General features: G+C 43.2%; 16 protein-coding genes. 6 read left to right on the forward strand and 10 right to left on the reverse strand.

What is annotated here, in order from left to right; all coding sequences use genetic code 11:
- Nucleotides 1-860 precede the first annotated feature (860 nt).
- Genes DUN60_RS05330 through DUN60_RS05345 form a run of 4 tightly spaced genes read left to right on the forward strand, consistent with a single transcriptional unit; the run spans nt 861 to nt 4,978 of the window.
- Nucleotides 861-1,295 (forward strand): DUF4402 domain-containing protein, encoded by a 435-nt coding sequence (locus DUN60_RS05330; RefSeq protein ID WP_004734871.1) that lies wholly within the window; start codon nt 861-863, stop codon nt 1,293-1,295.
- A gap of 52 nt (nt 1,296-1,347) precedes the next feature.
- Nucleotides 1,348-1,785: a DUF4402 domain-containing protein gene (locus DUN60_RS05335; protein WP_004734872.1), complete on the forward strand. Its 438-nt coding sequence runs from the start codon at nt 1,348-1,350 to the stop codon at nt 1,783-1,785.
- Nucleotides 1,782-2,492: a fimbrial biogenesis chaperone gene (locus tag DUN60_RS05340; RefSeq protein WP_017090896.1), complete on the forward strand. Its 711-nt coding sequence runs from the start codon at nt 1,782-1,784 to the stop codon at nt 2,490-2,492. Before DUN60_RS05335 ends, DUN60_RS05340 begins: the two co-directional genes overlap by 4 nt.
- Nucleotides 2,493-2,539: 47 nt before the next feature.
- Nucleotides 2,540-4,978: a carboxypeptidase-like regulatory domain-containing protein gene (locus DUN60_RS05345; RefSeq protein WP_114633385.1), complete on the forward strand. Its 2,439-nt coding sequence runs from the start codon at nt 2,540-2,542 to the stop codon at nt 4,976-4,978.
- A 15-nt stretch (nt 4,979-4,993) separates the two neighbouring features.
- Here the strand turns inward: DUN60_RS05345 and DUN60_RS05350 are convergent, their stop codons facing one another.
- Both DUN60_RS05350 and DUN60_RS05355 read right to left on the reverse strand, forming a co-directional pair.
- On the reverse strand, nt 4,994-5,842 hold the full coding sequence (locus DUN60_RS05350; protein ID WP_114633386.1) for a sterol desaturase family protein: 849 nt from the start codon (nt 5,840-5,842) through the stop codon (nt 4,994-4,996).
- Between the two features lie 87 nt (nt 5,843-5,929).
- Nucleotides 5,930-6,943: a DUF2804 domain-containing protein gene (locus tag DUN60_RS05355; RefSeq protein WP_114633387.1), complete on the reverse strand. Its 1,014-nt coding sequence runs from the start codon at nt 6,941-6,943 to the stop codon at nt 5,930-5,932.
- A 169-nt stretch (nt 6,944-7,112) separates the two neighbouring features.
- Between DUN60_RS05355 and DUN60_RS05360 the strand changes: the two genes are divergently transcribed.
- Nucleotides 7,113-8,147 carry an AraC family transcriptional regulator gene (locus DUN60_RS05360; protein WP_114633388.1) on the forward strand — a complete coding sequence of 345 codons (1,035 nt, stop codon included), beginning with the start codon at nt 7,113-7,115 and terminating at the stop codon, nt 8,145-8,147.
- 4 nt (nt 8,148-8,151) lie between these two features.
- Here the strand turns inward: DUN60_RS05360 and DUN60_RS05365 are convergent, their stop codons facing one another.
- Together DUN60_RS05365 and DUN60_RS05370 are read right to left on the reverse strand one after the other, a co-directional pair.
- A complete protein-coding gene (locus tag DUN60_RS05365) occupies nt 8,152-9,102 on the reverse strand; it encodes a chromosome partitioning protein ParA (RefSeq protein ID WP_114633389.1) in 951 nt (316 codons plus the stop codon).
- 39 nt (nt 9,103-9,141) lie between these two features.
- Complete coding sequence (locus DUN60_RS05370; protein ID WP_114633390.1) at nt 9,142-10,476, reverse strand: sphingomyelin phosphodiesterase; 1,335 nt, start codon at nt 10,474-10,476, stop codon at nt 9,142-9,144.
- Between the two features lie 401 nt (nt 10,477-10,877).
- Between DUN60_RS05370 and DUN60_RS05375 the strand changes: the two genes are divergently transcribed.
- Nucleotides 10,878-11,399 carry a DUF2058 domain-containing protein gene (locus DUN60_RS05375; RefSeq protein ID WP_004734880.1) on the forward strand — a complete coding sequence of 174 codons (522 nt, stop codon included), beginning with the start codon at nt 10,878-10,880 and terminating at the stop codon, nt 11,397-11,399.
- Nucleotides 11,400-11,680: 281 nt separating this feature from the next.
- On the opposite strand, the gene DUN60_RS05380 is transcribed toward DUN60_RS05375, so the two are convergent.
- The 6 genes from DUN60_RS05380 to DUN60_RS05405 all read right to left on the reverse strand — a co-directional run bounded on the left by DUN60_RS05380 (nt 11,681) and on the right by DUN60_RS05405 (nt 20,063).
- The gene (locus DUN60_RS05380; protein ID WP_017077989.1) at nt 11,681-11,863 is read right to left on the reverse strand and encodes a hypothetical protein; all 183 of its coding nucleotides are present in this window, start codon (nt 11,861-11,863) and stop codon (nt 11,681-11,683) included.
- A 179-nt stretch (nt 11,864-12,042) separates the two neighbouring features.
- A complete protein-coding gene (locus DUN60_RS05385; RefSeq protein WP_114633391.1) occupies nt 12,043-13,662 on the reverse strand; it encodes a M91 family zinc metallopeptidase in 1,620 nt (539 codons plus the stop codon).
- Nucleotides 13,663-13,666: 4 nt separating this feature from the next.
- A complete protein-coding gene (locus DUN60_RS05390) occupies nt 13,667-15,946 on the reverse strand; it encodes a hypothetical protein (protein ID WP_167409359.1) in 2,280 nt (759 codons plus the stop codon).
- 176 nt (nt 15,947-16,122) lie between these two features.
- Nucleotides 16,123-17,592 (reverse strand): aerolysin family beta-barrel pore-forming toxin, encoded by a 1,470-nt coding sequence (locus tag DUN60_RS05395; RefSeq protein WP_114633393.1) that lies wholly within the window; start codon nt 17,590-17,592, stop codon nt 16,123-16,125.
- 464 nt (nt 17,593-18,056) lie between these two features.
- Entirely contained in the window at nt 18,057-18,818 is a 762-nt protein-coding gene (locus tag DUN60_RS05400) for a YdcF family protein (RefSeq protein WP_114633394.1), read from the reverse strand.
- A gap of 357 nt (nt 18,819-19,175) precedes the next feature.
- The gene (locus tag DUN60_RS05405; RefSeq protein WP_114633395.1) at nt 19,176-20,063 is read right to left on the reverse strand and encodes a LysR family transcriptional regulator; all 888 of its coding nucleotides are present in this window, start codon (nt 20,061-20,063) and stop codon (nt 19,176-19,178) included.
- Nucleotides 20,064-20,091: the final 28 nt, after the last annotated feature.

Here is a 20,091-nt window from a genome sequence, read left to right on the forward strand (position 1 = left end):
ATGGTCACAATTCTGCCTGTGTACCTCTGTTTTCCCTATCTTTTCACCTTAGCTGTTGTAAGGCGATGAGTCGGGTTTGAGGTTTACCGCGAATGAGTTTGTTTGTCTTTTACTCTAAAGCTGTGTGATTAGAAACATCTCGTTGTTTTTTGACTGGTGGCTAATCGGCTGTACCTGTAGCTGTACCTGAGGCTAATCCGCTGTGCTTGTGTCTAAACCGCAGCGCAGATGTCTAATCCGTAGCACAGATGTTTAAACTGCTTCACTTGCCTGTCTTGGCTCTGTCCAATCAAGGTGTTTTTCGCAATACAATCCTCTTAGATTTAATTAATTTTTCGGTATTTATGATTGTCGGGGTTAATTTTACTGGAGTGTTATGTTTGTCTCATTTTTAATACTTTCTATAATCCGTGTTTGAATTGGATATAAAGAAAGCTCTAATATTTCATTTTCATTACAGTTTATTTTAATTGTCAGTATGTTTCATTTTTGAGACTGCATTGCAACACGGTGATCTATATAGTAGTTAACCTGAATATAATAAGGGTCTATTCTTGTCCTTTATTTTAGGGTTGCTTTAATTAAGGTCTTTTTATAGAAATAATTACGTACAAAAATAAAGGAGTTAAGTGTAAAACCAGTTTTATATATAATTGGTGAAAATGAACCAATACCATCATTATTGTTAGTGTTATTTATATCAATTTGCGTGATCTTATTCTCACTGCGCCTCATTTCTTTATAAATAAGTGTCAATGTATATATTTTCTAAATAGGATTGTTGTTACTTAATTGTTAACTTTGATTGACTGTTAGGTAACCCTAATAATAAAGCCGATTTTATATAAAGGATTAAAAAAATGAACAAAGTCTTTAAGGTTGTTGCTGTATCTGCACTTTCTATCTCTTCAGCGAACGTTTTCGCTGTGAGTGACACTTTTGATGCAACACTAGAAGTAAAACAAGCAATTACAATGACAAAAACAAGTGATCTTGACTTCGGTATCATCACTTCAGACAACACAACGGACGTTGTTATCGCTCAAGGTGATGCTGGAGCTGCGGCATTTACTCTTTCTGGAGAATCTGGTGATGCAGTAACAGTAAGTATTTCTGATACTAACTTGGTTAACGGCGTAAATACGATTGCAGCTGAATTTGACTTTAATAACGCTATTACTCTTACCGGTGGTACTGCGGCTCTTAATATTGGTGGTACTGCACGTACTTCAAGTGCGACATTAGTTGCTGGTACATATACTGCTAACGTTGCAGTAGATGTTACTTACCAGTAATTAAATGAAACCAGTGTAATATTGTGGCTGCTATAAAGCAGCCGCTTTTACTATGAGTGTTCTATTCAAATACGCGATTTATATTGGTCTGATGATTTACTCCAGCCCTTTTCATGCACTTGAAATCATTCCTGAGAATATGGAAGTGAAATTTCCGGGTATGTATATCTCTGGGTCGGGCCAGAATGCGGATTCAAACCCATCCAATAGTCAGGTTTATGTGGTTCGTTTTTATGTTGAAGGTGAGCCTGGTAAAAAAATCGTGGTTTCTCTCCCTTCCAAGCAATATCTAAACCATTCTCGTAAATCCAAACGCCTGCGTATTAGAAAGTTCTATTTTGGTTGTGGCTTATCAAAGCGTGGTAGAGCCAAAATCAAAGGGAATGGAAGAAGCAAATTATTGTGTATTGGTGCCAAAGTGAAAATCGGCGCTAACCACCCAGCAGGCCTTTACACCAGTACAATCCCTTTTGAGGTTAATTATAAATGAAGTTGTTTATCTCATGTGTTCTCGGCTTAATCTTCACAACACAAGCCTATGCTCAGTTACTCATCGCACCGACTCGTTTTGTGCTGGATGCCGACACTTCGGTGACTGAAAAAATCGTCGTCGAAAACAATTCAGATCAACCTATTCGCTTGGAGATAAAACCGATTTATCGCCCGGTAAAGGCGAGTGGCTTAGTTCGAACTGACGCTAATATCGCGCAATCAGAAGATATCGCGAGTTGGATTAAAGTGTCACCACCAATAATTCGTGAACTTAAACCCAATCAAAGACGCACGGTTCGCTTACGTATGAATGCTTTACCTGCTGACATGGCTGATGGTGAATATCGTGCTTACTTGTGGTTTTCTCCAATAGCAAAAGCTGCAGAGCTATCAGACATTGCGTTATCTTCAAGTAAAACCAACAGTGATGGTTCAGCCTTTCAACTGAACTTTCACATCAACAGTTATGTACCCGTTTATGTTCAGAAAGGTGAGCAGGTGCAAGATGTTAAGTTTGCGTGTGACAACCAAAGCATCAAGATTCGCAACGATGGAAACTTTCAATTTACTGCGAAATTGAATGTTGATGAGCATAGCGAAAAAGTGGTGCTACTTCGTAATGCTGAATTAACCAAGCCTTTTCCTAAAGGCTCAAAGATCTCACTGGTTCAGAACGAACAGCCTCTGTACGAATGTGTTCTGTAGTGCTCGTTTCATTGAAGCGAACTCTGTAAAAGCCAGTGTTCAATTGCATGGTTTGGCGACTTTTGTTGCTCGCTTCACTGCTTCCTTTTGGTGCGTATTCGCAATCTGAAGCAGAAAGTGAGGCGAGTGAGCTTTATCCAGCCCATGTTGAAGTTCGAGTCGGGAAAGTGGGGGATAGCTTTTATCGTGTCATGATGGATGACTACGAAGAACCCTTCATTTCGATATCCAATGCCGCTTTTTATCTGCTCGAAATGAATGGTCAGTGTGATGAAAGCGGATATTGCGAACTGTATTTGCCTCAAGATGTGGGAAGAGAATCTCCTCCGTACATTCTAGATACCGAACAAGCCATTTGTTATCGCGATGACAACAATATCCAGTCGATCAAATATCAAGTCATCGACTCAGAAACTTACATCCACTGGTACAGCTTACAAGCTTGTATCCCGGCAAAAGTGCGTTGGGATATTGATGATTATCGGCTCACCGTTACTCCTGAATTCAGTTCATTGACTGAACTGGAAGCCGCTATTTCTAAGATGAAAAATGAATCACGTAAGAAGGCCGAGGATCTCAAGCGATCTGAAAGCACGCCAGCTTTCGAACCTGTTGCCGCCGTGGGTTTGGCGACTCGCTTAGCGACTTCGGTTTATCACGACAGTGAAACTGGCGGTGATGTTTACGCAATCTCAGACACCATATTAAGCACTGAACACTCTTTGTCTCGCTTGTCGATTGATTCACGAGAAGATAACCCCATCGTTTATTACAACATTGCGGTAGAAGCTCATGACGGTGAAGGCTCTTTGGAAGTCGGCCATGTGTTATTAGATGGCAGCGTATTTACCGTGAATCAAACCCTCGAAGATGGGCTCTATTACACCAACCGAAAGCGACAGACAGAGTTCGGCAACCTTCAACTCGAACGAACTACTCAACCTAATATCAGCATCGATGTTTTAGTCAATGGCATTTATCAAACCACTTATCGCTCTGATGAGTTTGGACGCTTCGTGGTTGAAGAAGATAACATTTCCCCAGGTGACACCATCAAGTTTCGCTACTACTTATCGAAAGGTGTCTGGCAGGAAGAAGAGATCACCGTTGCCGGTTTAGAAGATGCATTTCTGCCAAGCAACGAGTGGGGTGTACAAGTGGTGGGCAATGAAGGTGCAGACCGAGCTGGCGCTGTGTCGCTCGAATATGGGCTTGCCGATTACTTCACTGTGGGTAGTGCCTTTATGAGGCAAAATGGCAAAGACTTGATTGGCGTTCAAGGACGATACTTACCGGCGCATTGGTTCGCGGGTCATATCGGTTGGTTACCTGAGTTCAATCGCTTTCCAATGGAGTTTGATATCTTGATCAACGGCGATCAGTCGGCATCGATAGAGCTCAATAAAACCGATGAATTGGACTTAGAGTCGATGGAGTACGATGTGTTCAAATACAACCTGTCGCTTGCCAATCTAACGGCCTTTTTAACGGTAAGGGATGATGAAGATGAGTTGCGCGTTGAACCCAAGTTGAACTCGAAAGTGGCTCGTAATCTGTTTGTCTCATACGCCGGTGACTATCGATACACCAAAGCTTCCCATCAAGAAGACTATCTACACACGATTGGCTTGGCCAAAAGCGGTTTTTCGGATACATCGTGGAATATTTCTGGAACCGTTGATGGCTCTGGTCATCATGAACGAACTGAATTATCCCTAAGGAATGCCTGTAAAGAGTGCCTGCTAGATCCTCTAGAGGTTTTTCAAGAGCTCACGACGAACGTATCGGCTCGCTATCAAAAGCAGGAGGTTTCGTTTTCCGCCTCTTTAGAAGCTCGTGTGAACCCTTATTTACTCTTTAAGCTAGAAGGAACCGAAGACCAATACGGTGTTGAGATGACGACCGAATTCGGTGCTAAAACTTACTTTGACGAAAGTATTGGTGAGTTTGTTGAGTGGAATCGATACAACCATTCTAAGCTGACGGGCATTGTCTACGATCACCACAAACAACCCATACAAGGCGTAAGCCTACAAATCTTGGACCAACGAGCGGTCAGTGATGCAAAAGGCCGATTTGAATTCTCAAGTGTTCCGGCTCGAGATAATCTACCTATCTATATCGATGAAGGGGCACTCGACCTTAACCTCACGCCGATTCAAAACCCTGTATTTGTAAACACTAAGCAAGTCGGGCTAACTCATGCTCACATCGAAATGGTGGTGTCATTTGGCGTCGATGGCACAGTGGAAGGCGATCTAGAAAACAGTGCTTATCTGCACTTTAAACACATCCAGAAAGGTACTGAGTATTCGAGCGAGATTGAGAGCGATGGTTTTTACATGGTAGAGGGGCTCATCGCGGGCAAATACATTGTGACTTTAGAAATGGGAGACAAGCGATACGTGCAGGGTGCCGACTTGAACGGCGATTTCTGGGTAAGCGACCTCACATTCAACCTCATTGATTTTCATAAGGTGTACTAAATCCGATCGCTTTGATTAGTCTGACGGAGGCGAGAGTATCAATCGTACTTTCTGTTTCATGGTTAACTCTCGGTTCTTCAAATCTTTGAATATGGCCTTCCATTCTTGAAAGGTGACCACTATCGGGTTAAAACTGTTCACTGGCTTAGTGACGCCGTAACGCACGGTTTCAACTTCAGGTTCGAACGTACCAAACAACTTATCCCAAATGATCAAAACGCCGGCGTAGTTCTTATCGATGTATTGCGGGTTTTTGCCGTGATGTACTCGATGATGCGAAGGGGTGTTAAAGATGTATTCAAGTGGCCCCAAGTTTCGTATCCATTGTGTATGGACAAAGAACTGCAAACCTAGGTTGAGAAGCACCACAAAGATGACCCATTTAGGGTCGAAACCGATGATGACGAGCGGTACCCAAAATAGCCACATCCCAGCAAGTGGGTACATTAAGCTTTGACGGAAAGCCGTACTGAAGTTCATCTGTTCTGAGCTGTGGTGCGCGACGTGTGCTGCCCACATCCAGCGAACACGATGGCTTGCTCTATGGAACCAGTAATAGCAAAAGTCTTGCAACACCATCAACACAATGAAACTCAGCACGCCCATTTCAATGTCTATTAAACGCCAACCAAACATTAAGAGATACAACTGCACGACCAATAACCCGGTGATCAAATCGGAGAGTTGATGCATTCCCGCAAGCGTGAAGTTACACATCACCTCTGAAAGTTTATAGCTGGAGTTATCTGGTAGTCGACCTTGTTTCTGACCGATAAAATACTCAGCCAACATGCACACCACGAATAAGGGCGCTAATACCAGCAGTAGCCATTCTGGGTGATTGATTAATGCGTCGATATTCATGTTTTATCCTTGTTGAGTCGCCATACGTGTTCTTAGTATCAAGTTTACTTAGACTTGCTCGCCTGAGATTCAATCAGCAGAATTACGTTACCAGCGAGCAAAGTGATCTTCTGTTAGGCCAAGAACACCATCGAGTCGATGTGTCACTCCATTGTTGTCTTCAATCGAGCCAGAAAAGTGACCAATGAACTGACGAAAGTTACTCTTTAACAGCCATAAATTGAGCTTTTCGCTGCGGTTATTTAAGGGCGTAAAGGTCAGGTTTATACGTCCATCTTGTGATGTTATCTGCCAAGGCAAGTTCGTGTCTTGGCGAATGAACGTAAACTGTACCGGGTTAAGCAAGTGTCTGGTTCCATTGACCCATAACACGTTTTCGCAGCCTCCGGTTTCATTCACGCCCGCCGCGAGGTTTAGGCCAATATCTGTGCCATTGGATTGCGTGTTGATACTTGCCCAGCGCCAACTGGTCTCACGCCTCATGTAACCCGATGAAAAGTCATAACCGGCACGAGCTTGAGTGAGATCGAGTGATTCTCCTTTGATTTGGATGTCGCCGCTGATGCGCAAAGCATTGTGCTTTTGGGTGTAAGTCCAACCTGAATAGCCCGTTGGGCTGCACATCGCCAAGGGCAAGCTATCGGTTTCAGGCTCTAAAGCGATATCGGCCGTTATGAGTTTGGTATTCAAGCGAACTCGCCATTGTCCGTCTTCAATATCAAAGGTGATGCTTTGATCTGCAATGCTTGTCTTTCCTTCGAATGGTGAAGGCGTTACATGCTTATCAAAGCCTAATGGCCTCAACCAAGATGACTCTTCCAGATGGTTGTTTTCTACGTCGTACAGATAACAAAATGCCGATCCTAAGTAGCGAATATCCGCGATGGCCACGCCGATAATGTGCGTGTCGGTGACGATGCTGACAAACTGGAATTGCTTGTAGTTGAAGTGTTTCTGCCAAGGGTTTGCTTTTGAATCCATCGAGTTTCGGTAGTCAAAGTTCTCGATGTTCAGGTGCTTTGGGATGCCATCGAAATGCCCAATGAACGGCTGACCATTAGAATCAATCAAACTGTGTGGGGCTGGATTTGTTTTTATCATTGCGATGGTTCACATTATTTTAACAATTAAAGCCATTGTGCGATGAGTAGCGTAGAATTGGGAGGTCATATTCGGACAAGAGCGCGTTACCAATCACGATTTTGTCAGCAGTGTTGTTAAAGCTGAGTAGTCATGTTTATGGGAATGGGTTAGATATAAGGAGAGACGCTTGGAGATTATCGCGGAGTATAAGCCAACCGGACATCGGCATCAGTTGGGGACATTAGATATCGCGCTGCTGTTGAATACCTTAGAGCAACGAGGTCTCGATATTGAAAGGCTACTCATGGACGTGGGTTTAGAAACCATGGATTGGCAAGACCCGAATGGAAAGCTGACTTACGCTGATAAACTTGCGTTGTTTAGCGCGGCTAATCAGAGTTTTCCTCACGATGGCTTAGGGCTTTGGTTGGGTGAACACGCTAGCTTGAGCCATTTTGGTGTGTTGGGTTATGCGCTATCGACCAGTCAAAATGTCGCGGAGGCCATCAAGTCGGGCTTTAAATATCTGCGCCTTAATGGTCCTATCTTCTCGGTTAAATTGTTTCTAGATTCCGAGCAAGCGGTGATTCAGATTGAGAACACCTTGGAAGTGGGTGATCTCCTTCCTTTCTGCAGTGAGTACTTCTTAAGTTCAATTGTCTCTTTGTTCAAAGAACTTACTGGTCATGAGTTGGATATTCATACTTTGGCTTTGCCTTACGCTCGTCCCAATTACACCAAGCTTTATGACAACCGCTTCCAGTGCCCGGTGATTTTTGAGCAAAACTATTGTGAACTGCGTTTTGATGTCTCGGTTTTATCACAAACCTTATTGACTCATGATGCTACGACACTGAAGCGCTATCTCGCGTCTTGCCAGTCGATAGTGGAAACGCTGGACTCTGAGCATCTGCTGACTAACCAGATCAAAACGATTTTTTATCAAACTGCAGGCAGTTTCCCGAATATTGAACAACTCGCTGACGAATTTGGGTGTAGCTCTCGCACGCTCAGGCGAGAGCTAGTGACCCATGATTCCAGTTATCAAATATTGCTTACCGAAGTTCGAGTGGAACTCGCTAAAGAACTATTGCTCGGTACAACCATGAGCATTGATGACATCGGTGAAAGGCTCGGTTATAGCGACCCTGCAAACTTCAGAAGGGCGTTTAAAGGTTGGCTCAATAAAACGCCTGCGCAGTTTCGTGACGGTTTAAGTTAAAGCGTTACTTGCTAAAAAATTGCTCCCTGAAATCGGATACTTGCTGCTGATAGTAACTGTCCCAATCTTGTTGAGTCCAAGTGGCATAACTTGAGGAACGCTGAGAGCCTAAGATCGCTTTGAGCTGATCCAGTTGCTCGTGGTAAGTCATCACTGTTTGTTGCTGTTGCGCGACTTGCTGTTCTCTTGCGGTAATGTTGCTGGCCTGCATTTCATCTAGGTAGGTCTCTTGAAGGTCGGCTTTGACTGATACTATCTCAGCAGGGCTATAGCTGCTGGGTATCAAAGAGACTGCCAATTCATATTTTTGAAGCTGTGTTTCGGCGTTTAACGTGTCCGTATTGTTTTGCCATTCACTAAGCAAACCTTGATAGTTGGCCAAAAACTGGCTCGCTTCGTTTTCTTTAAGGGTGTTTGCGTCGAGCGTAAAACCTAGATGCGCAAACTGGTCTGCGAATAGCTGGTGGGCCAACTCTCCCCATACTTGCTGTGCAGATTGTTTGAATAGGGCAACACGCTCTTCAATAGTTTCTATCGATTCTAGTGGGATAGTGCTTTGGGTTAATTGCCAGTCGACTGATAGCTGTGGATAGTCGCTCAGTAACTCAAACCATATACTCGGCAACTCTGATTTCAATCGTGCGAGTTGCTCAGTGCAGTCATCGCGTTGTTTGCAAAGCGCCCAGAACCCATCGAGTTCATCGAATAGAGCTTTACCTTCAAGTTCGCTTAAGTTTTCAACATGCGTTTCTCCGCCCGATGATTCTGCCTCGGCTTGTTTGTTCTGCGATGCTGCATCTCCCGAACTGGCGGTTGCAGTTGGCGTGGAATTATCGTCATCAGTTGTCGTAGAAACACGCGACTTAGCTTCTGTGTGTTGAGCAGAAGATAGCGGTGTTTCGTTCGTTTTTGATGACCACGAATAGCCAATAATGCTCGCCGTTAAGACGAGCATTATGATTAATATAACTCGATGCATTATGGGTTCACCGAGTTACTTGATGACAGCGCTAACAGGGAAGTGGTCTGAAAGGTTGTAGTGCTTCCATAACTTACTGCTTGTTGAACGAGGAACATCAACGCGGTTATTGTTGTGAGTTTTTTGTGCGTACTCCGAACTCACCACTACGTAATCCAAGTATTCGACGTTTTCCCCGCCAGACATAGGTTCGCCTGCAAAGTTGTTGATGCGAGGATCAAAGGTGGAAGCGGTATAACCTGAATACTCAGGCTCAGCGGCTTGCAGGTTAGCGAACATCTGTTGGTAGTCGCCTGGGAACTTCAGCTTGTTCACGTTGAAGTCACCGCTGTAAATAACCGTTTCTGAGGTTGCTATTTCCAGTGATTGAGCAAGCTGACGCATCTGTTTAAATTGACGCTGTCGGTAGTCACGAGCGGTATCCGTATCGAACGACGCGGTGTGAGTGCCAAACACATGGTAAGCCTGACCATTTTTGATGACCTCAGCGTAATTCACGCCCTTATCAGCGAAACAATCTGTGCCTGTACAATCAGGGAACACGTATTGCGCTTCGTTGACAATAGGGTAGCGGCTCACAATGATCACACCGCCGTCATAGATGTTAATCCCGTCTTTATCGAGCATTTTGGTTTGATAAGGATACTCCTTCGCAAGCTCACGCAAGAATTCATCTCTGCCGTTAGCAAACACCTCTTGTAGCGCCAACACGTCATAGCCCTTTACGTATTGAGGGATCAGGTCATAGCGGTCACCAATATGTGAAGCGATGGCAGGCAGCGCCCAGATGTTATAAGTCATGACTTTGAGTGTATTGGCATCTGGCTCTGGTTGCTCATCCACTTTTGGTGGAGTGATGGTGTAATAAATATCATCGTAGCGCGCCGTAGAATCGGCTTTAAGCGCTAGCTCTGCATTAACCCCGAATGCATCGGTTGTACTGCGATGAATATTACGATCGTCATGCAACGTTAGGTTGACGTCTGCGGCACTCAAGCCATGTTGCAGTGTCGAGTTGTACCAATGTCCCTTCATGGTTTGGTTGAGCGTGACACTCTCACCCACAGCGTTCGATACCATAGTGTCAAACTCATAGGTCTTCCCAGATTTCACACCAGTCCAGCGATTGAAACTGATCAGCTTCTTCGTCTCCCAAGGGCCAATCTGTTCAACATGTTGCTGCCACTCATCACCGAATTGAAGCTGGTCGGTACCCGTGTGATTGGTTTGAATCGTCATTAATTGGCTAGTGTTATTGGTCAGGTACACATCGGTATCTGCAATAGCCGAGGTTGAAATGAATGAAGCTGATGCAAGTATTGCACTCAGGCAAGTCCATTGAGTTTTCATTTTCACGTTATCCTTACTGATTGGTTTAAAGAATAACGTAGTAAAGAGTTGTGACATTGGAGTTATAACTCTATGGGAATTATCCAAATATTAGATATATGCCATGGTTTTATAAATTAGACTACTCATTGAAAATTAACATATTGCTTTGTCGGAATGATAAGTGATACGCGCGCACGCTAAAAAATAGAGGAACGATTTGGGTTTGAGGGTAAGTCACTAGTGGTTGTTTTCGTGGAAATCATAGGTCGGTAAATAACCAGAAATGGATGCTGTGAATCACGATAAGGGAAAACGCTAACCGCCTTGCTCTATCAGCATAAATTTTGCCATTGTTCAGTAAACAGATTCCTCAAAAACAGGTATGATAGTGTCGTTTTTAATCCTGAACTGGGAAAGTCATGGCAAAGTTAACACTCCAAGAGCAAATGCTTAAAGCTGGCTTGGTAAATGAGAAAAAATTAAAGAAGGCGAAGAAGGGCTCTAAAAAGTCTCGCGTTCAGTCTCGTGAAGCAAAAGCGGCAGCAGAAGAAACTAAACTGGCGCAGCAAGCGAAAGACAAAGAGTTAAACCAACAGTTGAAAGAACAGCAGTTGAGCAAAGAAATTAAAGCTCAAGTGAAGCAACTGATTGAGATGAACAAGATCGAACAGAAGAACGGTGAGATCAAATACAACTTCACCGATGGTACGCTAGTTAAATACCTTTACGTAGAAGACCTGACTCAAAAGCAACTAAGTAAAGGTATTCTAAGTATCGCGCGTCAAGGCGAAAGCTATGTTGTTATTCCTACTGCGGTAGCGAACAAGATCGCGATGCGTGACGAAGAATCTATCGTTGATACTCAAGCTTCAAGCTCTGATGAAGTAGACGAAGATGATCCGTACAAAGACTTCGTGATCCCAGATGATCTAATGTGGTAGTCCTCGACTAAATCACTATCTAATTCGTCAATTACTTGTGGCGTGAAGAAGTATTAAAAGCCCCGACGTGTCTTACATCGGGGCTTTTTCAATGTTGGCAACTGCATAGAATTATTTACGGGCTCATCTGAACCGGTCATGTCTCTATATTTGAGAAATAATTCATTGCCGGTGTCTCACTTACGACCGCTTTACTGGTAAGTAGCTAAGTAGCTAAGTAGCCAAGTAGCCAAGTAGCCAAGTAGGTAAGTAGGTAGGTTACCTACTAAGGCTTTGGCCAGCTAATCGGCAACAATGTCTGCGATGTCGAAAGTTGAGTCTTGTTGGTTGTTTTTAAGTTGATGATATTCGAGCTGATATTGCTCATAGCCATCAAAATAGCAGTCGCCGATTTCATTGCGTGGGCAAATTTGTACATCGTCTCTTGCGACCAGTTCAGTTGAACAAGATGGGCAATGTTTCATAGATCCTCCTGATGGAATCCCAGTGTATAACCGACTCCATTAACTCAAACTTTTGTTTCGTTGTGATTTCATTTTTAAGTCAAGTAGCGGGTTTATTTGTCATAACCTCGCTACTTGTTGCTGTGCTTGGCCACAGAAAGGAGCAGCGATATAAGGTGCTTCGTGTTCGACAATGCTGTTTATTGGATGCTACATATATTGAAGCGAGAGCGGCTACCTCCACCTAGCATTTTCACATTCTCTTTGTTGCTAAGTGCCTTCCAGGCGGTACTTTCTTCTGCACTGAGATTTGAAGGTTGATAATCTAAGTTAGCGTATCTGGATACAACCACTTGTTTATCCATGCTTTCAGATAGGCTATCGATTACATTAGTTGTCACTTTCCCATCGGAGTAGGCCATGACCAAAACTTCATCATTTTCCTCAAGCGCTGAGACTAACGTGCTTTCATTGTCTTTGCTGTATTGAACATCACTGTAACCTTGGTCTGCGTCTGTCTGTTTGCCTGAAATTGAACGATAAAGAAGGCTCTTTTTACGTTTCTTTAAGGAGCTAAGTGGGGTCTCATTCTGCTTGCTATAAATATTGACCACTTTAATATCGTTTTGAGCAGCGTATTTCAGAATTGAACTTTGGTTTCCGAGTCCTCTGCGTGTTAGCGCTGGTGAATTTTGCAAGCTTTGAGATAAGCGTTGTTCGGTAGCATCAACGATAACAATCGCAGGTTTGTTACCTTCACTTATCGATTTCTTTAGTACTTGTCTAACTTCGATATGTGCCATTTTCCCTTCTACAGTATCCCAGTTCGGTGCATGCTGAGGTGTTGCGGATGGTCTTGTTTCAAGCGTATATGGCTTGTAGTCGTAGTGCTCTTTCGGCCAATAAGTATTTCTTTTTGCTTTTCCAAAATCGTCAGCCAAATGAAATTCACTCACGATCTTTTCATTCTTTAAATACGCCTTAGGTTTTTCTTGTCCTAGCGCTTTCCATTGGAAGTACATCTCTTCACGAAGGTGGATGATTGACTGCCTGGCACTACTGATTTCCGTAACGGGATCTCGACCGTGTTCAGCATTGTTGTAGTGAGTAATTCCTGTGGTCTGATATTCATAATTTGGAATCACATACTCTGTCGCTTTATTGGTGTCTGGGTGACGGTGAGACAGAGGCGCATTACCTTGAGGTACGGCACCAGAAGAGAAGTCTCTCGCATGAATGAGTTCATGCCCTAATGCGACGGTTTGATCAAACGGTGTCTCTGTTCCTGGAATATTGACCATCTCCGTGGTGGAGAAGTAAACCGTATTCGAGACCCCCTTACCATTAAACTGTCGCTGCCAAGCTAGCGAGGCCTTTTGTTGATCTTCAAATATAGAGGGTATCGTCTCAAAGAGTCTTCCTGGTCCTTCTGGTTCTCTTATCACAGTGACAACCGTAGTATTAGAGTGGTCGATCCCCATTGTATGTTCAATTAATGGTTCAACATCGTCGTGAGGCGCATTGACCGGAACGTAGGTAGCGATTTGTCGTAAAATTTCTCGTCCAGTTTGTGACAACTGTAGCTTGCGGACTAACACGCTTATATCTGCAAGGTATGCGTCACTCTTTGTTTGTACGTAGAGGTTTCTAGACATGCGATAAAGTTTACCGTGGGTGTCTGAGTTGTACCCAGCAATCACTTTTACGCCATCCGGAGCGTCATAAAAGAGGCCGAATTCTGAGCCTTTTCCAGCATATACACTCATTGGGTCAACAAGCATTAAAAGTACTGAAAGCGTTAAGAACATTCTATTTTTCATTGGCTTATTCCTCTAATGCGATTTGTAATTCAATCCAATCTTCGAGTTCTTTCAGGAGCAGATGGTTGAGATGTGGGAGCATGGTGAATTCTTCTTGTTTAATGATTAACCCAAGCTGCCCAATCGCAGACTCGAGATTTCCTTGGCTCAACGCTATTTTTATGTTCGCGAGTTGGGTCCAGAGGGCATGTGAAGATACATAGCCTACTTGTTGTCCCAGTTCATCTTGATGCTCATCGGAAAGGTAGCTCAGGTGCAGAGGGGAAAGCGTGCTGTTGAACAGTTGATGTTGACTGTTAGGAGATACATTGAATTCTGACAGCTGATGTTGCGCGATTTGTAGATAGAGCGAAAGGTCGCCTAATAAATATTGAAGTTGGTTGGCATTCGTCGTCTTCATTGCCTTTTCAATGATGCTTTCAATAGCGCTTTGAAAGTTTTGATCAAAGTTAGTGCTTGGCTGCGACATCACGTCATCGAGTATGTCTGCCATTTTAGGGGCATAAAACCTAAGGTTTGCTGCAGAGTATACACTTGGATACGGTAACGAGTAATTGAGAGAGCGGATGTAAGACATTGAAATAGCGAGCTTGAATTGAGGTTGAATAAAATGTTTAAAAATTTCATATTGTTTGATTTTATCTAACACTCCGCCGCTCGGTCGCTCTGTTAGCAGCAGTTCATACCAACGGCTAATCTCATACCAACTTTTACGAACATTTGGATCAGAGCTGTCAATTCCTTTGCTATCTAAGTATTCGCTGAAAGGCGTTTGGTAGCTAAGAATCTGGATGTTCGCTAACTCGGACACTAGCTCTTCAAATAGTTTATTCGAGGACTGGCCAGATATATAAGCGCTAGCGGTGTTGATCAGCTGAGTTCTAAATAAGCCTACTGGCCAACCATTAACAACCCTCGATGCAATATGCTGTTCGACATTAAATTCTACCTTTTTTAGCAACAATTCGGATAACTCAGGATCCTTTTTAGGGTGGTAAGTATCGTACAATGGACCAGAGTCTTTACATGCATCTAGAGAAGCTTGAATACCGCCTGGGGCAATGGAAGGAACACCCCAGCAAGTTCTTGCGGGGCGGACTTCTACAGTTGCTGTACTGAGTTGTTCCTCGCTCAGGTAATCGATATCCCACATTTCTTTCGCATACTCTCTCAATCCACTTTGCCTTACTTGAAATTCCAATATACTTCGGTTGATTTTGCTGTGTGTAATGATCGATACCACGTGAGGCTTTGACCTTTCTATGAGCCGTTTAATTGTGTTCTCTCTATGTGTGGATAGTCGGCGCAAAGCAATTTCAACAAGTTCTTTTTTCTTGCTATGTATATTCAAAGCGAGCTCGTTATAGTCATCTGCGTTCAGTTTATTAATCAGATCATCGATGCGTGCTGGTCCTTCAATGCGAATACAGCGTTCGAGCGCTGTTAAAGAGTCTTGAGCATTTTGGCATAGCGGCTGGTGTAGATTTGAATTAGGGGAAACATGTCCGATTGACTTCAACAGTTCTAAATCAATTCGTGCCATTTGTTTAGATAACTGCCTGTCATACGCTGAAGCTAACCGGCGATACTCAGTGTCTGCTTCAAGAAGTAGGTTATCTATATACATAGAGGCAGTGAGCTTGACATGATCGTCGTATTTATTGATGAGTTCGATGGCATCTTGTTTTGAATGATGGAAACGAGAAAATTCTGATGAGTGGTTGGTAAACACGTAATGCGATTGGTTTTCAAATTCGGTGATTTTTTCTTTGGCTGAGAAGTACTTAATGTCATTCGATAATAGGTTTAGCTCATCACCAACTAGAGGAATGAGAGAAAAAATAGAAGCCGTTTTGTCGAGTTGAGTCGAAGATTCTTGAGAGAATGTTTGGACCATGTTGTCGACCCAAAAGCCCACCGCAACAGCATCTCCGATTGGCCCTAAGACTTCCAAAGTAGAAGAACCGGCCTGACCCAACCGATTGATTAGGCTTTCTTGGCTCAACGAGCTTTCGAATGTTTGTGGGACGTTAGCCAACGCTTTTTCTGTTTGTGGCCATGCTGATGTGAAAGATTGCGTGTGCGCATCGTGTTCAAGTTCGCCTAACGCAGTACCAAACTGTGGTTCCAAATAAAGCTCATTTCGAGACCATAAAGAGGCACGGTCATTGTTTATTGCGTCTAGTGATTGGGTATCCTGAACTCCATTGCTTAAGCAAAGCGCGGCTGACATGGGGCTGTATAGTATGGCGACAAACCGCCATAACGTGTTTTTGTTTTTCATAGTTAACTTTTTCTTGGAGTGAATAGCTGGCCGTATTTATCGAGATAAAGGTTCACCCATAAACAAGAGCCTCGTTTGGGTGCCGATACGCAGGAGTGTTTTGGCTTTTTTGATTGAGGGGTTGCAAAAAGCTCACCACCAGTGTGGTGAACCTAGATTGGGGAATATGAGTTTGCTTACTGCTGCACAGGGTTAATCACAAGTTGAGCATCTAGATACCCAAGTTGAGCGAAAGTGTCAGGGTTGAAATCAGTCACTATTTTAATATCACCCGCGTAGTAGGTTTCGTGATTGTTGAACGTCGTTGTATCGAATGAATCAACAGAATGCTCAGCGCCGATATCTATCATCCCTGAATATTGAGATGCAGCACTGAATTGACCAGACACGTGAGAGTAGAACGGACGCACACTGGCACCTGCGGCATATTGCATGCTACTCAGCCCATTTGTGTTGATTGCCCAACTCCAGTCCCACCATTTCATTTCACCAGGTATATAGCGATGGTCCCATTGGTAGCGAATATTGGCTTGCTTTTCGCTGTTGGTGCCCATCGTAAAGGTGTGCGAGACAGTAGGGCGGTTTGTTGGGTGGGAGCTTAGCGCATTGCCGCTATAACGGAGGAAACCTGTGAAGTTCACGTCGTAACTCATGCTCGTTTTGATACGGTATGGGTATGAAATGGTAGAGCGCAAGAACTCAACCTGAAAGGGAAGTACTGAGTTCGCTGGTACAGTGATGATGGCTTGTAGGTCAGTCGGCTCAAAGCGAGAGCCACTGTTGGTATCAGAGAAACGCTGGCCTTCTTCTAGCATGACTCTTACCTCTGTTTTTCGAACTTGCGGCCAATGAAAGGTCTCATCAATGGCGACTGAATCAGCAAGGTCGAAGCGCTGTGTTTTACTCCATTGTGTTGATTGCTTAAAATGAAGGTCAACGACGATTTGTTTCGGCTGATCAGTCTTGTTAATAGCATAAGCTGTAAGGGTGTTGACCAGCTCTTGGTTAGTTTCTTCTACCGAGCCGTGCCAAAACGCAGTGTTATCGAGTACGTAAGAGAAGTTATCGACAGTGATGGTTGTCTTCTCATTACAACGCTCACCGGTACAGCTTCCATTGTTATTCCCTTTGATCTCCCAACCATTGTTAAGCGGTTTTATTGCCATATCTTGACCGACGTAACGCCCGTTATTGCCGCTAACCCAAGCGTAACCAAGACTATGAGCCAAGTAACTTAGCGGCCTGATAAAGTTCGTGTCGTCATTGACTAAAGCTCGTTGAACTTCAAGGTTACTATTCTCTTGGATAGCTTGTGCTTCGTAGTATGGCAAGCCCGCTTCTGGTGTATTGGGGTAGCACCAAGTGCTATCGCTTGGTTGACCTGGTTTAATGAGGCCATGGTAGCCGGAGCCCATGATCACCCAATCATGCTGAAGGCCAACAACGTCCCAAACATTCATACGGGATATCAGTGCTGTTTTATGTTCTTGAGCTTCTGAATTGTTGAGAGCGCGATAGTCGAAACGACAGATATCTTCTCCAAGTTTATCTAAGACGATTTGGTCTGAGTATATCTTCGCATGAGCAGTAAAAGAGATTACCGATAGGGCAGTGCTAAATAGAATGGTTCTACTGACGTTAATCATTAATAAGTTCCTAAATGCCATTATTTGGCTATTTTTATTAGAATCGAGTTATTAGATTTTATTGATATTATTTAAAGCCGAGGGTTACTAGCGGGGTGTACTCTGTCATATAAAACAATGCCAAAAATACTGAAATGAATTGAAAATAAATACTTATAATTATCAATTGGTTATGTTGATTGGATTGTTGTTTTATAAAGGATTATTGCGATTGTTTTCAATTAGTTTCAACTATCAAAATATTAGGTGGTTGATTGTTGAACGTTTATATTTTCGTAGCCTGCTATTTGGAAAATTGGCTGAGTGATTAGCTAGCAGGAATGGTTGCCGAACGGCAAGAACAGACGTAAATGAGAATAAGAAATGGTGTTGTGATAGGCAGGATCAAAAAATGCAGCCAATAACCTTTCGGTTGTTGCTGCATCTTTGTTTTATATGGCTCTAGTTAACTCAATTGAACGTGTTTAAGCATCACCTGGCTGTTCGCGTTTACTGTTCCAACCCATAAAGTTGTAGATGTTGTAACGAGCAAAGCCTATCTGTTCATGCAAAGCAAAATCTGTGACCGCAAAGTTGTACCATAGTGGCAACCACGAAACTTGAGCTGCCATATAATCGGCTCTTACTGGAATAACATTTAAGCCGAAGTGGTTGAAGTAGAGCTCGCTGCGACGAATATGCAGGCCAGACGAAACTAACACAATGTTATCGAATTTATGATGCTTCATTAGGTCACTAGTGAGCTGTGCATTCTTCCAAGTGTTTACGCTATTTGGCTCTTGAATGATGTCACGTATTGGAACGCCAAGTCTCAGCAATTGTTGTTGATAAACTTCTGCTTCAGTTACACCATTATTTTGTGCATCGCCACCACTGATGATAACTGTGCATGTGGTTTGGGTTTTGGCGCAATCTTTATATTGGCTTGCCGCTTCGTTGATTCTGCCGAAAGAGAAAAAGGCTGGCTCGAACTCTTGCGTGCTTTTAATTAACTGCGTTCCCGCGCCCAGAAGAACAATAGCGTTATTGCCAGACCATTGGATATCAGGCTTACTTTCGTAATCAGTTTGTAGGTCGTTCAGTAAGTAACGAGGAATTAAGCCTGAACCAATCAACACAAATGACGATATAAGAACAAGAGATAAAAACAGAGAGGTTTTTCGCCACTGAAGTAAACGTGTAAAGCCTACGAATAGCAGAAGAAGTAATAATATAATAAAGCTCATGAGGATCCTGTTATCGAACTGGTGCCAAGATGATGTGACATACTGAAGCGGTGCATCATATATCAGTTATGTTAATCATTCATAGATAACTCATTGTATTATTGAACAAATGCACGATTTCTTTCTATCAAGAACAATCATCGATGAGAGCATTCGAAAAAAATCGCTTTATTATTGTTCGATAATCCCATTCTAAATATAGGTATATAAATCAAGAAAGTTAATTAAACCTTATTTTGTGTTATATAATTTATATGTTCATCGGTTGCCATTTCTTCAACTCGTTAACTCAGCTCTCGTATTCTTAAACTACCAAACTACCAAACTACCAAACTACCAAACTACCAAACTACCAAATTATAAAGCTCTCAAGTTTTCAAAGTAATGCTGAACAAATTTAACGAACACTTGGTGTTTCTTTGCAGGATAAATAACTTGCGGATAAAAAAGGTAAATACTGTTGCCTTGTTGCAGGCATTCATCAAGCAGCACTTGCTCTAATTCTCCAAGCTCGACCTCTTTTGCGACGTAATAACTTGCGATACGGATGATGCCACTGCCAGCCATAGCTTGTTGCTTAAGTAAGTGGTTGTCATTACTTGAAAGCCAGCCGGACACATCAATATTTGCCGATTTTAAAGGCCACTCGGTTTGGTGCAGCGTTGCTAAGCATTGATGGTCATTTAAGTCGTTGGCATTGTTGGGGCGGCCAAACTGATCAAGATAGCCGGGAGTCGCGACTAAATCATGCTGATAGCTAATCAAGTGTTTCGCCACCATGTTGTCAGGTGGCGTATTGGTGGCGCGAAACGCGATATCGATATCATCTTGGTTGAGATTAAAGTTGGTGTAGCTACTGTTTATCTCGAAGCGGATCTCAGGGTATTGTTGCCTAAACTGTTGGCAGATATCGAATAGATATACCTCAGTAAACATCTTTGGCGCAGTGAGGCGTAATAGACCTTTTACGATGTCATGTTGCTCCGAAACGCTGCGTTCAAGCTGTAAGACTTGCGAGCGAATCGTTAAGCCTTGTTGTAACGCGCGGTCGCCTTCTTGGGTTAAACGAACACTGCGTGTGGTTCTGACCAAAAGCGGGCACTGTAAGTCGTTCTCTAAACGTTTGATCTGCTCAGAAAGGTAGCTCTTAGAGATACCGAGCTTTTCGGCTGCCTTGGTAAAGTTGAGTTGCTGAGCAAGTTCTACAAACAGGATCAGTCGTTCTATTCTTTTGTGTTCGTTCATTTGCGCGTTCCTACCTATCTATTGTTCG

The sequence above is a fragment of the Vibrio splendidus genome, from assembly GCF_003345295.1.
GTDB lineage: Bacteria > Pseudomonadota > Gammaproteobacteria > Enterobacterales > Vibrionaceae > Vibrio > Vibrio splendidus_K.